General features: G+C 72.4%; 14 protein-coding genes. 11 read left to right on the forward strand and 3 right to left on the reverse strand.

Going from position 1 to position 14,210, the window contains the following annotated elements; translation table 11 throughout:
• Positions 1–26 precede the first annotated feature (26 nt).
• Complete coding sequence (locus ACSHXN_RS07685; RefSeq protein ID WP_355139815.1) at positions 27–494, reverse strand: MarR family winged helix-turn-helix transcriptional regulator; 468 nt, start codon at positions 492–494, stop codon at positions 27–29.
• A 211-nt stretch (positions 495–705) separates the two neighbouring features.
• On the opposite strand from ACSHXN_RS07685, the gene ACSHXN_RS07690 reads away from it, so the two are divergent.
• From ACSHXN_RS07690 to ACSHXN_RS07725, 8 genes are all read left to right on the forward strand, one after another.
• Positions 706–1,488 carry a CoA transferase subunit A gene (locus tag ACSHXN_RS07690; protein ID WP_438302836.1) on the forward strand — a complete coding sequence of 261 codons (783 nt, stop codon included), beginning with the start codon at positions 706–708 and terminating at the stop codon, positions 1,486–1,488.
• Complete coding sequence (locus ACSHXN_RS07695; RefSeq protein ID WP_438302837.1) at positions 1,488–2,132, forward strand: CoA transferase subunit B; 645 nt, start codon at positions 1,488–1,490, stop codon at positions 2,130–2,132. The genes ACSHXN_RS07690 and ACSHXN_RS07695 overlap by 1 nt, the downstream gene beginning before the upstream one ends.
• Positions 2,129–2,254, forward strand: coding sequence for a hypothetical protein (locus ACSHXN_RS07700; RefSeq protein WP_355139707.1), 126 nt, complete (start codon positions 2,129–2,131; stop codon positions 2,252–2,254). The genes ACSHXN_RS07695 and ACSHXN_RS07700 overlap by 4 nt, the downstream gene beginning before the upstream one ends.
• 8 nt (positions 2,255–2,262) lie before the next feature.
• Positions 2,263–3,036, forward strand: coding sequence for a protocatechuate 3,4-dioxygenase subunit beta (pcaH, locus tag ACSHXN_RS07705; protein ID WP_355139709.1), 774 nt, complete (start codon positions 2,263–2,265; stop codon positions 3,034–3,036).
• 6 nt (positions 3,037–3,042) lie between these two features.
• Positions 3,043–3,648 carry a protocatechuate 3,4-dioxygenase subunit alpha gene (gene pcaG, locus ACSHXN_RS07710; protein ID WP_355139711.1) on the forward strand — a complete coding sequence of 202 codons (606 nt, stop codon included), beginning with the start codon at positions 3,043–3,045 and terminating at the stop codon, positions 3,646–3,648.
• A complete protein-coding gene (pcaB, locus tag ACSHXN_RS07715) occupies positions 3,645–4,976 on the forward strand; it encodes a 3-carboxy-cis,cis-muconate cycloisomerase (RefSeq protein WP_438302838.1) in 1,332 nt (443 codons plus the stop codon). The genes pcaG and pcaB overlap by 4 nt, the downstream gene beginning before the upstream one ends.
• Positions 4,977–4,981: 5 nt before the next feature.
• The gene (gene pcaDC / locus ACSHXN_RS07720) at positions 4,982–6,100 is read left to right on the forward strand and encodes a bifunctional 3-oxoadipate enol-lactonase/4-carboxymuconolactone decarboxylase PcaDC (protein WP_438306439.1); all 1,119 of its coding nucleotides are present in this window, start codon (positions 4,982–4,984) and stop codon (positions 6,098–6,100) included.
• A gap of 64 nt (positions 6,101–6,164) precedes the next feature.
• Positions 6,165–6,956: an SDR family NAD(P)-dependent oxidoreductase gene (locus tag ACSHXN_RS07725; protein ID WP_355139717.1), complete on the forward strand. Its 792-nt coding sequence runs from the start codon at positions 6,165–6,167 to the stop codon at positions 6,954–6,956.
• 7 nt (positions 6,957–6,963) lie between these two features.
• Here the strand turns inward: ACSHXN_RS07725 and ACSHXN_RS07730 are convergent, their stop codons facing one another.
• Positions 6,964–9,651: an ATP-binding protein gene (locus ACSHXN_RS07730; RefSeq protein WP_438302839.1), complete on the reverse strand. Its 2,688-nt coding sequence runs from the start codon at positions 9,649–9,651 to the stop codon at positions 6,964–6,966.
• Between the two features lie 656 nt (positions 9,652–10,307).
• On the opposite strand from ACSHXN_RS07730, the gene ACSHXN_RS07735 reads away from it, so the two are divergent.
• Positions 10,308–11,360: a DUF2510 domain-containing protein gene (locus ACSHXN_RS07735; RefSeq protein WP_438302840.1), complete on the forward strand. Its 1,053-nt coding sequence runs from the start codon at positions 10,308–10,310 to the stop codon at positions 11,358–11,360.
• Between the two features lie 162 nt (positions 11,361–11,522).
• On the opposite strand, the gene ACSHXN_RS07740 is transcribed toward ACSHXN_RS07735, so the two are convergent.
• On the reverse strand, positions 11,523–12,137 hold the full coding sequence (locus ACSHXN_RS07740; RefSeq protein WP_355139723.1) for a TetR/AcrR family transcriptional regulator: 615 nt from the start codon (positions 12,135–12,137) through the stop codon (positions 11,523–11,525).
• Positions 12,138–12,340: 203 nt separating this feature from the next.
• On the opposite strand from ACSHXN_RS07740, the gene ACSHXN_RS07745 reads away from it, so the two are divergent.
• Both ACSHXN_RS07745 and ACSHXN_RS07750 read left to right on the forward strand, forming a co-directional pair.
• Positions 12,341–13,168 carry a phosphatase PAP2 family protein gene (locus ACSHXN_RS07745; RefSeq protein WP_355139724.1) on the forward strand — a complete coding sequence of 276 codons (828 nt, stop codon included), beginning with the start codon at positions 12,341–12,343 and terminating at the stop codon, positions 13,166–13,168.
• Positions 13,165–14,157, forward strand: a complete 993-nt coding sequence (locus ACSHXN_RS07750; RefSeq protein ID WP_355139726.1) for a DMT family transporter — start codon at positions 13,165–13,167, stop codon at positions 14,155–14,157. The genes ACSHXN_RS07745 and ACSHXN_RS07750 overlap by 4 nt, the downstream gene beginning before the upstream one ends.
• The last annotated feature ends 53 nt before the right edge of the window (positions 14,158–14,210 follow it).

The following is a 14,210-nucleotide window of genomic DNA, read 5'->3' on the forward strand; positions in this document are numbered from 1 at the left end:
CCCGGCGGTCCGCCGGGCGGACTTCGTCAGGCTTCCGCCGTGGTGAGGGGTGTCGCCGGGTTGCGCAGCCCCTCGGCGGCCTCCGAGACGCGCCGGATGAGGTCGAAGAACACGGACTGCTCCTCGGCGGAGAGAGGGGCGAGGAAGACCTGGTTCATCCGCGCCGTGCGCACGATCAGCCTGCGGTGCGTCCGCACCCCTTCGTCCGTGAGCCGCAGCAGGGAACGACGGCCGTCCTGCGGGTCGCGGACCTTGTCCAGGAGGGCCCGGCGGCTCAGCCGGCTGACCACCTCGGCGACGGTGGACCGGTCGAGACCCACACGCTCCCCCACGGTGCGCTGATCGAGCCCGGGCTCGGCGACAAGCGTGTTGAGGACCGCGAACTGCGGCGAGGTGATCTCCTCGGAGACCATCGTGTTCCACAGCAGGTAGTGCGCCTGCTGCAACCGCCGGGCCAGATGCCCCGGATGGGTGGAGAGATCCACCGCGGCCATGTGCACTCCCCTGATCGTTTTGATTCGTGCACTGAACGATAGCCGGTGATACGACGGCCGTCCCACCTCCGGTCGGAGCAGCATCATGTGTCCCATCCAGGGCCTTGACTCCTCTCTACCGACGGTGGCAGCGTGAGAGCCACCTCGCAGAAATACTCCGTGTGCTGATTAATTACGGGTCGGATCGCCAGGAAGAGATGAGGCTTCGCGGATGGACAAGGTGGTGGCCACGGCCTTGGAGGCGGTGGCCGATGTGCCGGACGGTGCGTCGCTGGCGGTCGGCGGGTTCGGGTTGAGCGGTGTTCCGAACGTGCTGATCCAGGCGCTGTTCGAGCGGGGTGTCGGCGGCCTGTCGGTCGTCTCCAACAACTGCGGGGCCATGGACTCGGGTCTCGCGGTACTGCTGGCGGCCGGACGGATCGCACGGGTCACCGGTTCCTACATCGGGGCGAACAAGGAGTTCGCACGCCAGTACCTCGCCGGGGAACTGGAGGTCGAGCTGATCCCGCAGGGCACCCTCGCCGAACGCATGCGGGCCGGCGGAGCGGGCATCCCCGCCTTCTACACCCCCGCAGGCGTGGGCACACAGGTCGCGGACGGCGGACTGCCCTGGCGCTACGACGGCAACGGCGGCATCGCCCTGGCCTCACCCCCCAAGGAAGTGCGCGCCTTCGACGGAGTGGAGTACGTACTGGAACGCGGGATCCGCACGGACTACGCACTGGTACGGGCAGCGCGCGGCGACCGCCACGGGAACCTGGTGTTCAACAGGTCCGCCCGCAACTTCAACCCCCCGGCCGCCATGGCCGGCAGGGTCACCGTCGCCGAGGTCGAAGAACTCGTCGAACCGGGCACGATCGATCCGGACGCGGTGCACCTGCCGGGCATCTTCGTCCAGCGGGTGGTGGCCCTCACCCCCGAACAGGCCCTGGACAAGAAGGTGGAACGGCGCACGGTCTCCGCGCCCTCGACACCGGGGACGGTGAACGGCTGATGGCCTGGACACGCGAGGAGATGGCCGCCCGGGCCGCGCAGGAACTCAGGGACGGTCAGTACGTCAACCTCGGCATCGGACTGCCCACCCTGATCCCCAACCACCTCCCCCGAGGAGTGGAGGTGGTCCTGGAATCGGAGAACGGCATCCTGGGCACCGGCCCCTACCCCACCGAGGACCAGGTCGACCCGGACCTGATCAACGCCGGAAAGGAGACCGTCACAGTCCTGCCCGGCGCCTCCTACTTCGACTCGGCACTGTCCTTCGGCATGATCCGCGGCGGCCACATCGACGTCGCGGTGCTGGGCGCCATGCAGGTCTCCGCCCACGGAGACCTGGCCAACTGGGCCATACCCGGAAAGCTGGTCACCGGGATCGGCGGCGCGATGGACCTCGTCCACGGAGCCCGCACCGTCATCGTCGTCATGACCCACACCGCCAAGGACGGCGCACCGAAGATCCTCAACCAGTGCTCCCTGCCGCTGACCGGCAAACGCTGCGTGAACCGCGTCATCACCGACCTCGCCGTCCTCGACATCACCCAGGACGGACTCCTCCTCGCCGAAACCGCCCCGGGCGTGAGCATCGACGAGATCAACGCCAAGACCGGCGCCGAGGTGGCTGTGGCGAAGGAGCTCGCGTGACGGGCGGCGGCGACGCCACCGGCGGGCACAAGCGCACCGCCGCCCGGCCGTCCGCCCGCCGCGACGCCGGCATCGCCTGCCCGTGCATCGGTATGGGCCGCACGCCCGCACCCGGACGCTAGGACTCCACATGGCTCTCACCCAGCACGACATCGACGTCGAGATCGCGGCCGAACACGCCGCCTACGAGAAGCGCGTGGCCGAGGGCGCGCGCGTCGAGCACCACCCACGCCGCGACTACGCCCCGTACCGCTCCTCCGTGCTGCGCCACCCCCGGCAGCCGCCGATCACGATCGACGTCGGCCAGGACCCCGAGATGGTGGAGCTGTCCTCCCCGGCCTTCGGCGAGCGCGACATCACCGAGATCGACAACGACCTCACCCGTCATCACCGGGGCGAGCCCGTCGGCGAGCGGATCACCGTCTCCGGACGGCTGCTCGACCGCGCCGGGCACCCGGTTCGCGGCCAGCTCGTCGAGATCTGGCAGGCCAACTCCGCCGGCCGCTACGCGCACCGGCGCGAGCAGCACGACGCCCCGCTGGACCCCAACTTCACGGGCGTGGGCCGTACGCTCACCGACGACAGCGGCTTCTACCGCTTCACCACCGTCCAGCCCGGGCCCTACCCCTGGCGCAACCATGTGAACGCCTGGCGCCCGGCGCACATCCACTTCTCGCTCTTCGGGAACGCCTTCACCCAGCGGCTCGTGACGCAGATGTACTTCCCGAACGACCCGCTCTTCCCGTACGACCCGATCCTGCAGTCCGTGACCGACGACGCCGCCCGGCAGCGGCTGATCGCGACGTACGACCACAGCCTCTCGGTGCCCGAGTTCTCCCTCGGTTACCACTGGGACATCGTGCTCGACGGCCCGAACGCCACCTGGATCGAGGAAGGACGCTGACCTGCCATGACGAACATCGACACGAGCAGGCCGGACGACGTGCTGCCCACCCCCTCGCACACGGTCGGCCCCTTCTACGGATACGCGCTGCCGTTCCCGGGCGGTGGTGAGATCGCGCCGCACGGCCGTCCGGACGCCATCACGCTCCAGGGATACGTCCTCGACGGCGAGGGCCGCCCGCTGCCGGACGCCCTCGTGGAACTGTGGGGACCCGATCCGCAGGGCAGGCTCCCCACCGTCGACGGCTCGATGCGGCGCGACCCGGCGACGGGTGGCCATCTGGGCCGCAACGGCGTGGAGTTCACCGGCTGGGGCCGGGTCCAGACCGATGCGAACGGCCATTGGCACGCCCGTACGCTGCGCCCCGGCGCACGCGGTCGCAGCGCCCCGTACATCAGTGTGTGCGTGTTCGCGCGGGGACTGCTCACGCACCTGTTCACCCGGATCCACCTGCCGGACGACGGGGCGGCGCTCGCCGCGGACCCGCTGCTCTCCCGGCTCGACGAGAAGCGCCGCGACACGCTGATCGCCGTGGCCGAGGGCAACGGCACGTACCGTTTCGACATCCGTCTTCAAGGCGAAGGCGAGACGGTCTTCCTGGAGTTCCAGTGACATCCGACCCCTCCGACACCGGCCTGCTCGCCCCCGGGTGGGCCGGCTCCTCCGCCGCGGACGCGACGAGCGACACCGCTTATCTGCGGGCCATGCTCGACGCGGAGGTCGCGCTGACCAGGGCTCTGGCCTCGTCGGGCCTGGCTCCCGAGGCGGCGGCCGCAGCGGTGGCCGAGGCCGCGCGCGCGGACCGCTTCGACGTGCGCTCCCTCGCCCGGCGCGCCCGGGCCGGCGGAAACCCGGTCATCCCCCTGGTCGCCGATCTGACCGAGGCGGTGGGCGCGGAGCACGGGCCCTACGTGCACCGGGGAGCGACCAGCCAGGACATCCTGGACACGGCGACGATGCTGGTCGCCGTGCGCACGCTCGACCCGGTCCTGGCCGACCTCGAGCGCACCCAGACGGCGCTGGCCCGGCTCGCCGTGCGCCACCGGGACACGGTCATGCCCGGGCGGACGCTCACCCAGCACGCCGTGCCCACCACGTTCGGGCTGAAGGCGGCCGGCTGGCGGTCGCTGATGCTGGACGCCCGGGACCGCCTGCGCACCGTCCGGGACGGGCTGCCCGCCCAACTCGGGGGTGCGGCCGGCACCCTGGCGGCGTTCACCGCGTACGGAGCGGACGATCCGCGGGCGCTCACGGCCGCGTACGCACGAGAACTCCGGCTCGCCGACCCGGTGCTGCCGTGGCACAGCCTGCGTACTCCGATCGCCGATCTCGCGGGCGGCCTCGCCCTCACGGCCGGCGCCCTCGGCAAGCTCGCCACGGACGTCCTGACCCTCAGCCGCACCGAGATCGCCGAGGTGGGCGAGGCCGCGGGCGGCGGATCCTCCGCGATGCCGCACAAGGCGAACCCCGTGCGGGCGACGCTGATCGCAGCGGCGGCCCGACGGGCGCCGCAACTGGCCGCAACACTGTACGGATCGCTGACCGCCGAGGACGAACGTCCCGCCGGGGCCTGGCACGCCGAGTGGGAGCCGCTGCGCGATCTGCTGCGGCTGGTCGGCGGCGCCGCCCGCGACGGGGCCGAACTCGCCGAGGGCCTGCGGGTGGACGAGGAGGCCATGCGCCGGCATCTGGCCCTCACTCACGGACTGATCGTCTCGGAGCGGCTGGCGGCCGAGCTGACTCCGCTGCTGGGCCGGGCCCGCGCCAAAGAACTGCTCAGCGAGATCGCCCGGCGCGCCCACACCGAGAGCCGAAGCCTCACCGAACTACTGTCCGAGGAAGCCGAGTTGAAGGAACTCGACCTCGAGGGTCCGACCGACCCGGCCCAGTACACCGGCTCTGCCGGATCCCTCACCGACCGTGCCCTGGAGCGTTCGTGACCGACATGCTGCCGCACCACCGTGCCGAGGGCGCCCCCACCGCTCCCCCGCTGCTCCTCGGGCCGTCACTCGGCACCTCCTACGCCCTGTGGGACAGGGTCGCGCCCGAACTGTCCGCCGATCACCGGGTGATCCGCTGGGATCTGCCCGGACACGGCGGTTCGGCGCCGGACCTCATCGGTCCCGGGGCGACGGTCGCCGACCTCGCGGGGCTGGTGCTGGCGCTCGCGGACGCCCTGGGCGTGGAGCGGTTCGCATACGCCGGGGTGTCACTGGGTGGTGCGGTGGGGCTGCAGCTCGCCGTGCACCACCCCGAACGGATCTCGTCGCTGGCCGTGCTCTGCTCGTCCGCGCACTTCAACGGCGCGCGGCCGTGGGAGGAGCGGGCCGCCCTGGTGCGCCGGGAGGGCCTGGCCCCGGTCGCGGCCACCGCCGAAGCCCGCTGGTTCACGGACGGGTTCACCGTGCCACGGCTCGTGCAGGACCACCGCGACGCCGACCCTGCCGCGTACGCCGCCTGCTGCGACGCACTGGCCGCCTTCGACATCCGTGACCGGCTGGCGTCGATCACCGCGCCGACGCTGCTGATCGCGGGCCGGAAGGACCCCGCGACACCACCGGCCCATCTCCGGGAGATCGCGGACGCGGTGCCCGGCGCCGCGCTGGTCGAGATTCCGGGGGCCTCGCACCTGGCGCCCGCGCAGTGCCCGAAAGCCGTCCTGACGGCGCTGCGGGCACACTTCTCGGGAGCCTCCGGATACGGCATGCAGGCGCGCCGCGAGGTCCTCGGCGACGCCCATGTGGACCGGGCGCAGACGCGTCAGACGCCCTTCACCGCCCGGTTCCAGGACTTCATCTCGCGCTACGCCTGGGGCGAGATCTGGACGGACCCCACGCTCTCGCGCCGGGAACGCAGCATGATCACACTGACCGCGCTCGTCGCCCACGGGCACCTCGACGAGCTGGCCATGCATGTCACGGCGGCCCGGCGCAACGGGCTGACACCGCAGGAGATCGGCGCGGTACTGCTGCAGACGGCCATCTACTGTGGCGTTCCGGCGGCGAACTCCGCGTTCGCGGTGGCGCAGCGGGTGCTCGCGGAGGAGGACTCACCCCAAGGGTGACCCTGCCGGTCGTAGCTTCAGCAGTGCCACTCACCCACCGCGTGACGGTGCCTAGGCTGAACGCATGTCCACTGTTCTGATCACCGGTGCCACCTCGGGTCTCGGCCGGTACGTCGCCTTCGAGCTGGTCCGCTCGGGGCACCTCGTGCTGGCCCACGGACGGGACGCGGCCCGCACCGAACGGCTCGTCGAGGAGCTGCGCACCGAGGGCGAGGCGCAGGGTTTTGTCGCGGACCTGGCCTCGCTCGCCGAGGTGCGGCGACTCGGCACGGAGGTGAGCGTGGCCCACCCCCGCCTCGACGTCCTGATCAACAACGCGGGTCTGGGCGGCGGTCCGCGCGGCTCGGATCGCGAGATCAGCGCCGACGGCCACGAACTGCGGCTCGCCGTCAACTACCTGGCGCCCGTTGTGCTCACCCGTGCACTGCTGCCGGTCCTACGGGCGAGCGCCCCCGCCCGGATCGTCAATGTGGGCTCCGCGGGCCAGGAGCCGCTGGACTTCGACGACCCGGAGCTGACACGCGGTTACAGCGGCCTGTCGGCGTACTGCCGCAGCAAGTTCGCCCTGGCCGCGTACACGTTCACACTGGCCGAGGAGCTGCGCGGCAGCGGTGTCTCGGTCAACGTCCTGCACCCGGCGACCTACATGGACACCGCGATGGTCCGTGAGGGCGGCATCACCCCGTGGAACAGCGTCGCCGACGGCGCACCCGGGGTGCTGGCCCTGGCGACCCGGGACGCGGGCACCGGCGGCTACTTCGACGGTACCCGTCCGGCACGGGCCCATGAGCGTGCGTACGACAGGCAGACGCGGAAGCGTCTGGAGAGCGTGACCGGTCAGCTGCTCGCACTGTGACGGGCGGTCAGCGCAGTCCCCTGCCGTGGTCCAGCACCTCCTGCGCCCGCGCCGCCAGCCCATCGGCGCCGCACGACCGCGCCAGTGTCAGTCCACGGTTGAGCTCGGCCACCGACTTCGCGGCGATCCCGTACTCGACCCGGGCCGCCGCGTGCTCGTAGGCGCAGGGTGAGGACTCCAGATAGGTCACCGCCTGGGCGTGCAGCGCCACCGAGCGCGGGCCCGTCTCCAGGGCGGCGGCGACCCTGAGTGCCTCGCCGATCGCCGTGTCGGTGCCGAGGAGCTCCGCCTGCTGCCGTGCTGTCGCGGCCAGTTCGGCCGCGCGGTGCGGGTCGTCGGAGACCAGCGCACGGGCGAGGTCGCCCGCCCAGGGGGCCAGCACCGGATTGCGGCCACGTCCGGCGCAGGCCTTCTCGGCGGCCTCCAGTTCGTTGACGCCTTCCTTGGTCCGGCCCACGGCGATCAGCAGCCGGCCGCGCACGGAGCGGGTGTCGGGCAGCACGATCGTGGACGGGTAGGGCGGGGCGAAGCCGTAGCGCTCCGCGATCGACCAGGCCTCGTCCACATGTCCGCGGGCGAGCAGCGTGTCGACGAGCCCACAGGTCGACGACCAGTACAGGGGCAGTCCGCGGCCGACGCGCTCGGCGAGGCGCAGTGACTCGCGCAGGGACGCCTCCGCGTCCCGCAGACGGCCCCGCCTGCGATGGGCGAGCCCGACATAGGCATGGGCCAGGGAGAGGTGACCGCCGCTCCAGCCGGCCGTCTCGTAGGCGCGCAGGGCCTCGGTGAACAGGCTCTCGGCACGGTCGAGGCGGTCCGTGTAGGCATAGGCGCTGCCCAGCATCAGGAGCGGTTCGATGCCCCAGGCGCTGTCGGTCCAGCCGAGTCCGGGGGCCAGCCGGCCGTTGACGAGGGCGCGGTCGCACACCTCCACGACCTCCTCGGCGCTCTCGCCGTGGGTCATCGCGTCGAAGCCGCGCAGGATGAGCAGGGCGCGCTCGGAGTTGTCCCGCCCGGTGCAGGTGGCGGCGAGTTCGGCCAGTTCCCGGGAGCGGGCCGGGGAGTCCTCCTCCGCCGCGTGGATGCCCTCCCACATGTAGTGCACCGCCTGCAGGCGCAGGCGTGCGGGGCCGTGCTCGAGCCGGGCGGCCTCCTCGTCGACGGTGCGAATGGCCTCGTCCAGCTGGTCGTTGTGCAGCAGCGCCTGGGACAGCCGGTAGACGGCGCTCACCCGGTCGTCGCCCTCCAGGCCCGGCATGGCGAGTGCCGCCTGGAGGTACTCGATGGTGGTGGAGGGCGAGGTCAGCAGTGTGGCGCAGCCCAGTTCGTAGAGCACATGAGGGTGGACCTCGGGCAGCGGAGGCTCCAGCAGCGCCCGCTCGAGACAGCGGCGGGCGGCCTCGGGGGCGCCGACCGCGAGGTGCTCGCGCGCGGCCTCGCGCATCTGCTCGACGAGTACCTCGTCGTCGTCCGGATGGACCTCGAGGAGGTGGCGGGAGGCGGCCGCCGCACCGAGCCCCGAGTCGGTGACGACCTGTGCGGCGATGCCGTGCATCGCGGTGCGCAGTCCGTCGGGGATCGACCGGTACACGGCGCTGGCGATCAGCGGGTGCACGAACTCCAGCTCGCCGCCGTCCGCCTGGCGGTTGGCCGCATCCGGCTCGGTCAGGATGCGGGCCGCGCCGAGGAGTTCGGCGCAGCGCACCGCCTCCGCGGGACGCATCGTGGCGAGGCGGGCCACCAGGTCCACGGTGATGCCGGTGCCGAGGATGGCCGCGGCCCAGGCGAACCGGGTGGCCTCGATGCCGAGGCCTTCGAGCCGGGCCACCAGGCCGTGGCCGCGGGCCGAGCGGTTCAGGCCGCGCAGTTCGGCGGCGGACGACTCGACCGGTTCGAGCTGGCTGTCCTGCACCTTGGCGAGGAGTTCGACCGTCTCGTAGGGGTTGCCCCCGGTCACCGCCCACACCTCGCGGCAGAACGGGGCGTCGGCGTGCCCGCCGACGGTGGCCCGGGTGAGTCCCGCGGCCGCATCGGGGGTGAGCGCCGTCAGGGTGGTGAGCGGGAGGCGGGCGGCCGCGGCGATCGTCTCCAGATGGCGTTCGCTCTCGCCGGAGACCTCTCCCGGGCGGCGGGCGACGACAACGAGGACACGCAGTTCGTCGAGGCGCTCGCAGAAGGCAGCGAGCCAGTGGAGGGTCTCCTGGTCGGCCCAGTGCGCGTCGTCGATGAGCAGGACCAGCGGCCATTCCCGCTTGGCGAGCCGGGAGACGGCCGCGACCAGCCCGTCGCACACGCCCTGCGGGTCGGCCTGGCGCTCACCGGGGTCGGTTATCCCGAGGGCGGGGCCAGCGACCTCGTACCAGTCGCCCAGGTACTCGCGCGCCTCCTCCGGCATCAGGGAGACGAGCGCGGGCTGCAGCAACTGCCGTACGACATTGAACGGGACGGACGTGACGGTCTCGCCGCCGCGCGCCGACCACACTGTGCACCCGCGGCGTTCGGCGATGCGGCGTGTCTCGGCGAGGAGCGCGGTCTTGCCGATGCCGGCCTCCCCGCCGAACATCAACAGGCTCCCCATCTCCGTCGGCGAGGAATCGTCGCGCAGGGCGTCGATCGCCTCGGTGACGACGGCGAGTTCCGCGTCGCGTTCCCACAGGGAAGCCGAGGGGGCCCCGCCGGGCCCTGCCTCCGTCATCCCGGTACCTCCCCAGATCGCCCAAACGACGTACAGGCATCGAGCCTAGTCTCCCGCGGGCCCCGACGGAGCCAGGTCGTGACACCTGTTGCCGTGACGGGTGACGCGGGGTGTCCGGCGGCGACGCAGATGGCCGTCGACCAGGTCCGATGAAAGTTATTGACAGTAAAGCCCGTTGGAAATGAAGCAAACCTTCCCACGGGGTCACGGCATCCGAAAGGCCCGTGCACGATCGTCTTCGCCCGCGAGCCGGCCACGCGCGCGGCAGGGCAGGGGCATTCCCGAACGGCCCTGGTCTCCGGTGAGTCGAGCAGCTCGGCCGAGGGCGTCGGAATCGTTGTCCGCGACCGGTCCGCCGGCGTGATCGGGGCCCGGTTCCGCACCTCCGAGGACTGCGGCGCGGCCCCGGGAGGCGGGATGCGTCCGCCCTCTTCGCACTCGCGTTCTCCCTCGGGCGTCCGGAATCGGGCCCCCGGCCGGCCGCTCGACCGGACCGGGGACCGTACGGCGCGGCGGCATTCGATCGGGCGACGCCGGCGTTCAGGATGGGAAGGGCACGCTCGCCGCGCTCGTGCCGCAGTCCGGCGGCCCGCCGGTTCGCGGCGGACGGGGGACGCTCTCATCCGTCTTTCACGCATGCCTCATACGGTGGGTCCATGACGCAGGTGACTCCTCCCGGGTGGTACCCCGACCCGGGGCAGACAAGTGACGCGCCCGCCACCGAGCGCTGGTGGGACGGATCGGCATGGACGGACCGGACCCGCCTCGCGGAGCCGCCCGCCGCGTGGGGTCCGCCGACGGTCGTCGCCCAGCCGGGCGCCCCGTTCGGCGCCGGGCCGTATCCGGGCGCCGCACCCGCCCCCGCACGGCGCGGCGTGCGCACCGCGGTGGCCGTCGCGGCGGCGATCCTGGTCCTCGCGGGAGTCGGTGGCGGCGTGTACGCGCTCACTGCGCACGACGGCGGCAGCGGCAACACGGCGAGCTCCGAGGGCCCGGGCGGACAGAGCGACCGCGGCGGCCCCTTCGGCGGCCAGGGAGGTCCCTTCGGGGACCAGGGTGGATCCGGTGGTTCGGGCGGTTCCGGGGGCTCCGGGGGCTCCGGGGGCTCCGGGGGCTCCGGGGGCTCCGGCGGGCAGACGCCCGCACCCGGCGAGTCCGGCGGGCCGCGGATCGAGGACGGATACGCGCTCGACCCGTTCAACGGCATCAGCATCCCGGTGCCGGACGGCTGGAGCGGCGGGATGATCGACGGAGGCGCGACCGTCCAGTCCAAGGGCGAGTACAAGTGCCCCGGTGACCCGTCGAAGACGTGCAGTACCGGAGGGGCGTACTCGGCGTCCGCCGACGCACAGGGGCTGGCGGCCGCCACGGCCGAGGCCGCGGCGAAGCAGGACATCGCCAAGAACGCCGAGGAGTCCTACGGCGGCAAGTCCTACGGCGGGATCACCTCGCACCAGGTGCTGGCCTCCAAGGCGGTGACCGTGGCCGGTCAGCAGGGCTACATGGTCCGCTGGAAGGCGATCACCAAGAACGGCGCGGACGGCTACGTCGAGTCCCTGGTCTTCCCCTCGCCGGCCGACGCCAAGCATCTGGTCGTCGTCCGTTTCGGCATAGACGTGGGGGCGAACGCACCCGCGCCCTCCGTTCTCGACCAGATCGCCAAGGGCATCAAGTCCGCCTCGGCGAGCGGCAACGGGCAGAACGCCTGAGCCGCTCGGCCTCCCCGCCCGGCCGGATGCCGAGCGGCCGGGTGGGGTTCCCCTCCGCTCAAGGGGAACCCCACCCGGCCGGGGTGGTGCGCCGCCCCCGTCCCCACGGTGCGGCGCGAACAGGCCGTCGTCCGGTCATCCCGCGGACGACGACCTGGGTCTTCAGGTCAGTCCGAGCCCCGGGAGCATCACCGCGTCCACGAAGCGTGTGAGATATTCCTCGTCCGCGTGCCGCCCCTCGAGGATCGGACGCAGTCGCAGCAGGCCCAGCAGCTGCGCGGGGATGTACTCCAGCGCCGGATGGCCGGCCGGCACCTCCCCGCGTTCCACACCGCGCCTGACGATCTCCTGCAGGGCCCTGACCTCGGGCTCCACGAGGGTTTCCCGCAGCGCCTGGGCGAGTTCCCGGTCCTGCATGACGGCGGGACCGAGGGCCTGGAACAGCGCGCTGTCGCGACGCGACCACTCCGCGGCTGCCTGCGCCGCGGCACGCAGGTCCCCGGCGAAGGAGCCGGTGTCGATGCCCGAGATCCGCACGCAGCGGGTGGCTCTGAGGGCGGCCGCCACGAACTGGGGCTTCGTCTTCCACTGCCGGTACAGCGTCGACTTGCTGCACCGGGTGCTGGCGGCCACGCCCTCCATGGTGACGGCCTCGTAGCCGCAACGGCGGATCTGCTCGAGAACGGCGTCGAAGAACTCCCGCTCCCGTTCGGGCGTGATCTTGGAACGGCGCGAGGCGGCAACCATGTCCGGTGCATCCGCTGCCTGCGACGTCATGACGTGGCTCCTCGGTCGTGGCCCCGGCCCGTGGGCCGCTTCACACCAGTATATCGATACGCCAGTGTACCGGTACGGGAGCGTATCGGTACACTGGCGTATCGATGAGCCTTGGACAGGACCCACTCGTCTGTCGAGTGGACCCTTTCCTGGGCTCACCACGCACCACCCCACGCACGTACCGTCAGCAAAGGGGCCGGGGGATGCATTCCCGTACCGAGCCTGAAGGAGACGGAGCCGCCGCGATACGGCGGCCTCCCCTCATCCGCGAGCTCCTGTTGGTCGCAGGACTCTTCCTCGTCTACAAGTTCGGCCGTCAGTTGGCGAACGGCCACACGGCCGAGGCCTTCCACAACGCGCACCGGGTCTGGCACTGGGAGCGCTCCCTCCATCTCCCGGGCGAGAGCGACGTGCAGTCCGTGCTGCTGCACGGCGACACCCTCGTCCGCGCCGCGAACACCTATTACGTCCTCATCCACTTCACGGCCACCGCGGTCTTCCTGGCCTGGCTCTACCTGCGGCGCCCGGGTCACTACCTGTGGGCCCGCCGCATCCTCGCCCTGCTGACCGGGGCGGCGCTGGCACTGCACCTCACGTTTCCGCTCGCCCCTCCGCGGATGCTCGACGTGGCCGATCTGGTGGACACCGGTCAGGCGTACGGGCCGACCGTGTACGGGGCGACGCCGGCGACCGACTCGATGGCCAACCAGTTCGCCGCCATGCCCTCACTGCACTTCGGCTGGGCGCTGATGGTCGCGATCGGACTGATCGCGGCGACCCGGTCCCGCTGGCGATGGCTGTGGCTGCTGCATCCGCTGCTCACCCTGGTGGTGATCGTCGGCACGGCGAACCACTACTGGCTGGACGCCGTCGTCGCCGCCCTGCTGCTCTGCCTCGCGCTGAACGTGGTCCACGCCCCGTCGCCGACCTCGCGGGGAACGACCGGAGCGGTGCCGCGTCCCGTGCCGTCGCCGCGGCGGGTCGGGCCCACGAGGGCCGACGGCCCCGGCCTGGTGGGAGCCGGCCGATGAGCGCCACGGTCCTCGCCGTTGTCCTGTCCCTTTTCTCCGCCGTCGCGTACGCGGCCGCCGCCGTCGCCCAGGAGCGGCTCGCCGCGCGCACCTCAGGCGCCGGTGTGCTGCGGCTGCTGCGGCACTCCGCCTGGTGGTGGTCGGTCGTGCTGAACGCCTCCGCCGCGCTGCTGCACGTCGCCGCCCTCAAGTTCGGTCCGCTGACGCTGGTCCAGCCGCTGGGCGCGCTCACGCTGGTGGCGGCGGTGCCGCTGGGCGCGCGGGCCGCGGGCCGCAGGGTCAGTGCGATGGAGTGGCGGGGCACGGCGCTCACTCTGATGGGTCTCTCGGCACTGCTGGTGACGGCGTCCGGGCCCGAACCCGACGACCTGCTGAGCCCGCCGCAGGCGCTGGCCGTGGCGGGCACCACCGCCGCCCTGATCGGTCTGCTGACCCTGCCGGGCTCCCGGAGCCGCCCCGTCGGCGGGACCGCCGCCGGCTCCCGTACCGGGCTTCGGCACGCGACCGCGTCGGGCTTCGCCTCCGGCGTCGCCTCGGCGCTCACCCAGACGGTGACGGTGGCGGCGACGGACCGCTCGGGATCGCTGCTCAGCCCGCAGGTCGTCGTGGTCGCGCTGCTGGTGGCGGCGTTCGCGACAGGCGGTCTGCTGCTGTCGCAGACGGCGTACCGGGGTGGTCTCGGCGGACCGCTCGCCCTGGTGACCCTCGCCAACCCCGTGGCCGCGGCGGTGATCGGGCTCTCCCTGCTGGGCGAACGCCTCCAGGGCGGAGTGGCGGGCGTGCTCCTCGCACTGGCCGGCGCGGCGCTCGCCTCGTGGGGTGTGGTGGCGCTGTCGCGGTCGACACCCGACCCCGTCGTGGCGCCTCCGGACGAGGACCATCCGGTGGCGGCGGTGCTCGCCCTGGAATCCCTGGTGGTCCCCTACGAAGGCCCCCTGGTACCGAAGCAACCCGCGCCCGCGCCGCCGGAGCACCTGACGGCGATGTGAGACGAACGGCGGCCGGAGCGTGTGTGCACGCTCCGGCCGCCGTTGTGGTCCGT

This window comes from Streptomyces sp. HUAS TT11, from assembly GCF_051553595.1.
Classification (GTDB): Bacteria; Actinomycetota; Actinomycetes; order Streptomycetales; family Streptomycetaceae; genus Streptomyces.

Coding starts and splice junctions, on each gene's coding strand:
- ACSHXN_RS07750 (WP_355139726.1), top strand. CDS start 13,165: ATGAGCGCCACGGTCCTCGCCGTTGTCCTGTCCCTTTTCTCCGCCGTC.
- ACSHXN_RS07695 (WP_438302837.1), top strand. CDS start 1,488: ATGGCCTGGACACGCGAGGAGATGGCCGCCCGGGCCGCGCAGGAACTC.
- ACSHXN_RS07735 (WP_438302840.1), top strand. CDS start 10,308: ATGACGCAGGTGACTCCTCCCGGGTGGTACCCCGACCCGGGGCAGACA.
- pcaG (WP_355139711.1), top strand. CDS start 3,043: ATGACGAACATCGACACGAGCAGGCCGGACGACGTGCTGCCCACCCCC.
- ACSHXN_RS07730 (WP_438302839.1), bottom strand. CDS start 9,651: ATGACGGAGGCAGGGCCCGGCGGGGCCCCCTCGGCTTCCCTGTGGGAA.
- ACSHXN_RS07725 (WP_355139717.1), top strand. CDS start 6,165: ATGTCCACTGTTCTGATCACCGGTGCCACCTCGGGTCTCGGCCGGTAC.
- ACSHXN_RS07745 (WP_355139724.1), top strand. CDS start 12,341: ATGCATTCCCGTACCGAGCCTGAAGGAGACGGAGCCGCCGCGATACGG.
- pcaH (WP_355139709.1), top strand. CDS start 2,263: ATGGCTCTCACCCAGCACGACATCGACGTCGAGATCGCGGCCGAACAC.
- ACSHXN_RS07685 (WP_355139815.1), bottom strand. CDS start 494: ATGGCCGCGGTGGATCTCTCCACCCATCCGGGGCATCTGGCCCGGCGG.
- pcaDC (WP_438306439.1), top strand. CDS start 4,982: ATGCTGCCGCACCACCGTGCCGAGGGCGCCCCCACCGCTCCCCCGCTG.
- ACSHXN_RS07740 (WP_355139723.1), bottom strand. CDS start 12,137: ATGACGTCGCAGGCAGCGGATGCACCGGACATGGTTGCCGCCTCGCGC.
- ACSHXN_RS07690 (WP_438302836.1), top strand. CDS start 706: ATGGACAAGGTGGTGGCCACGGCCTTGGAGGCGGTGGCCGATGTGCCG.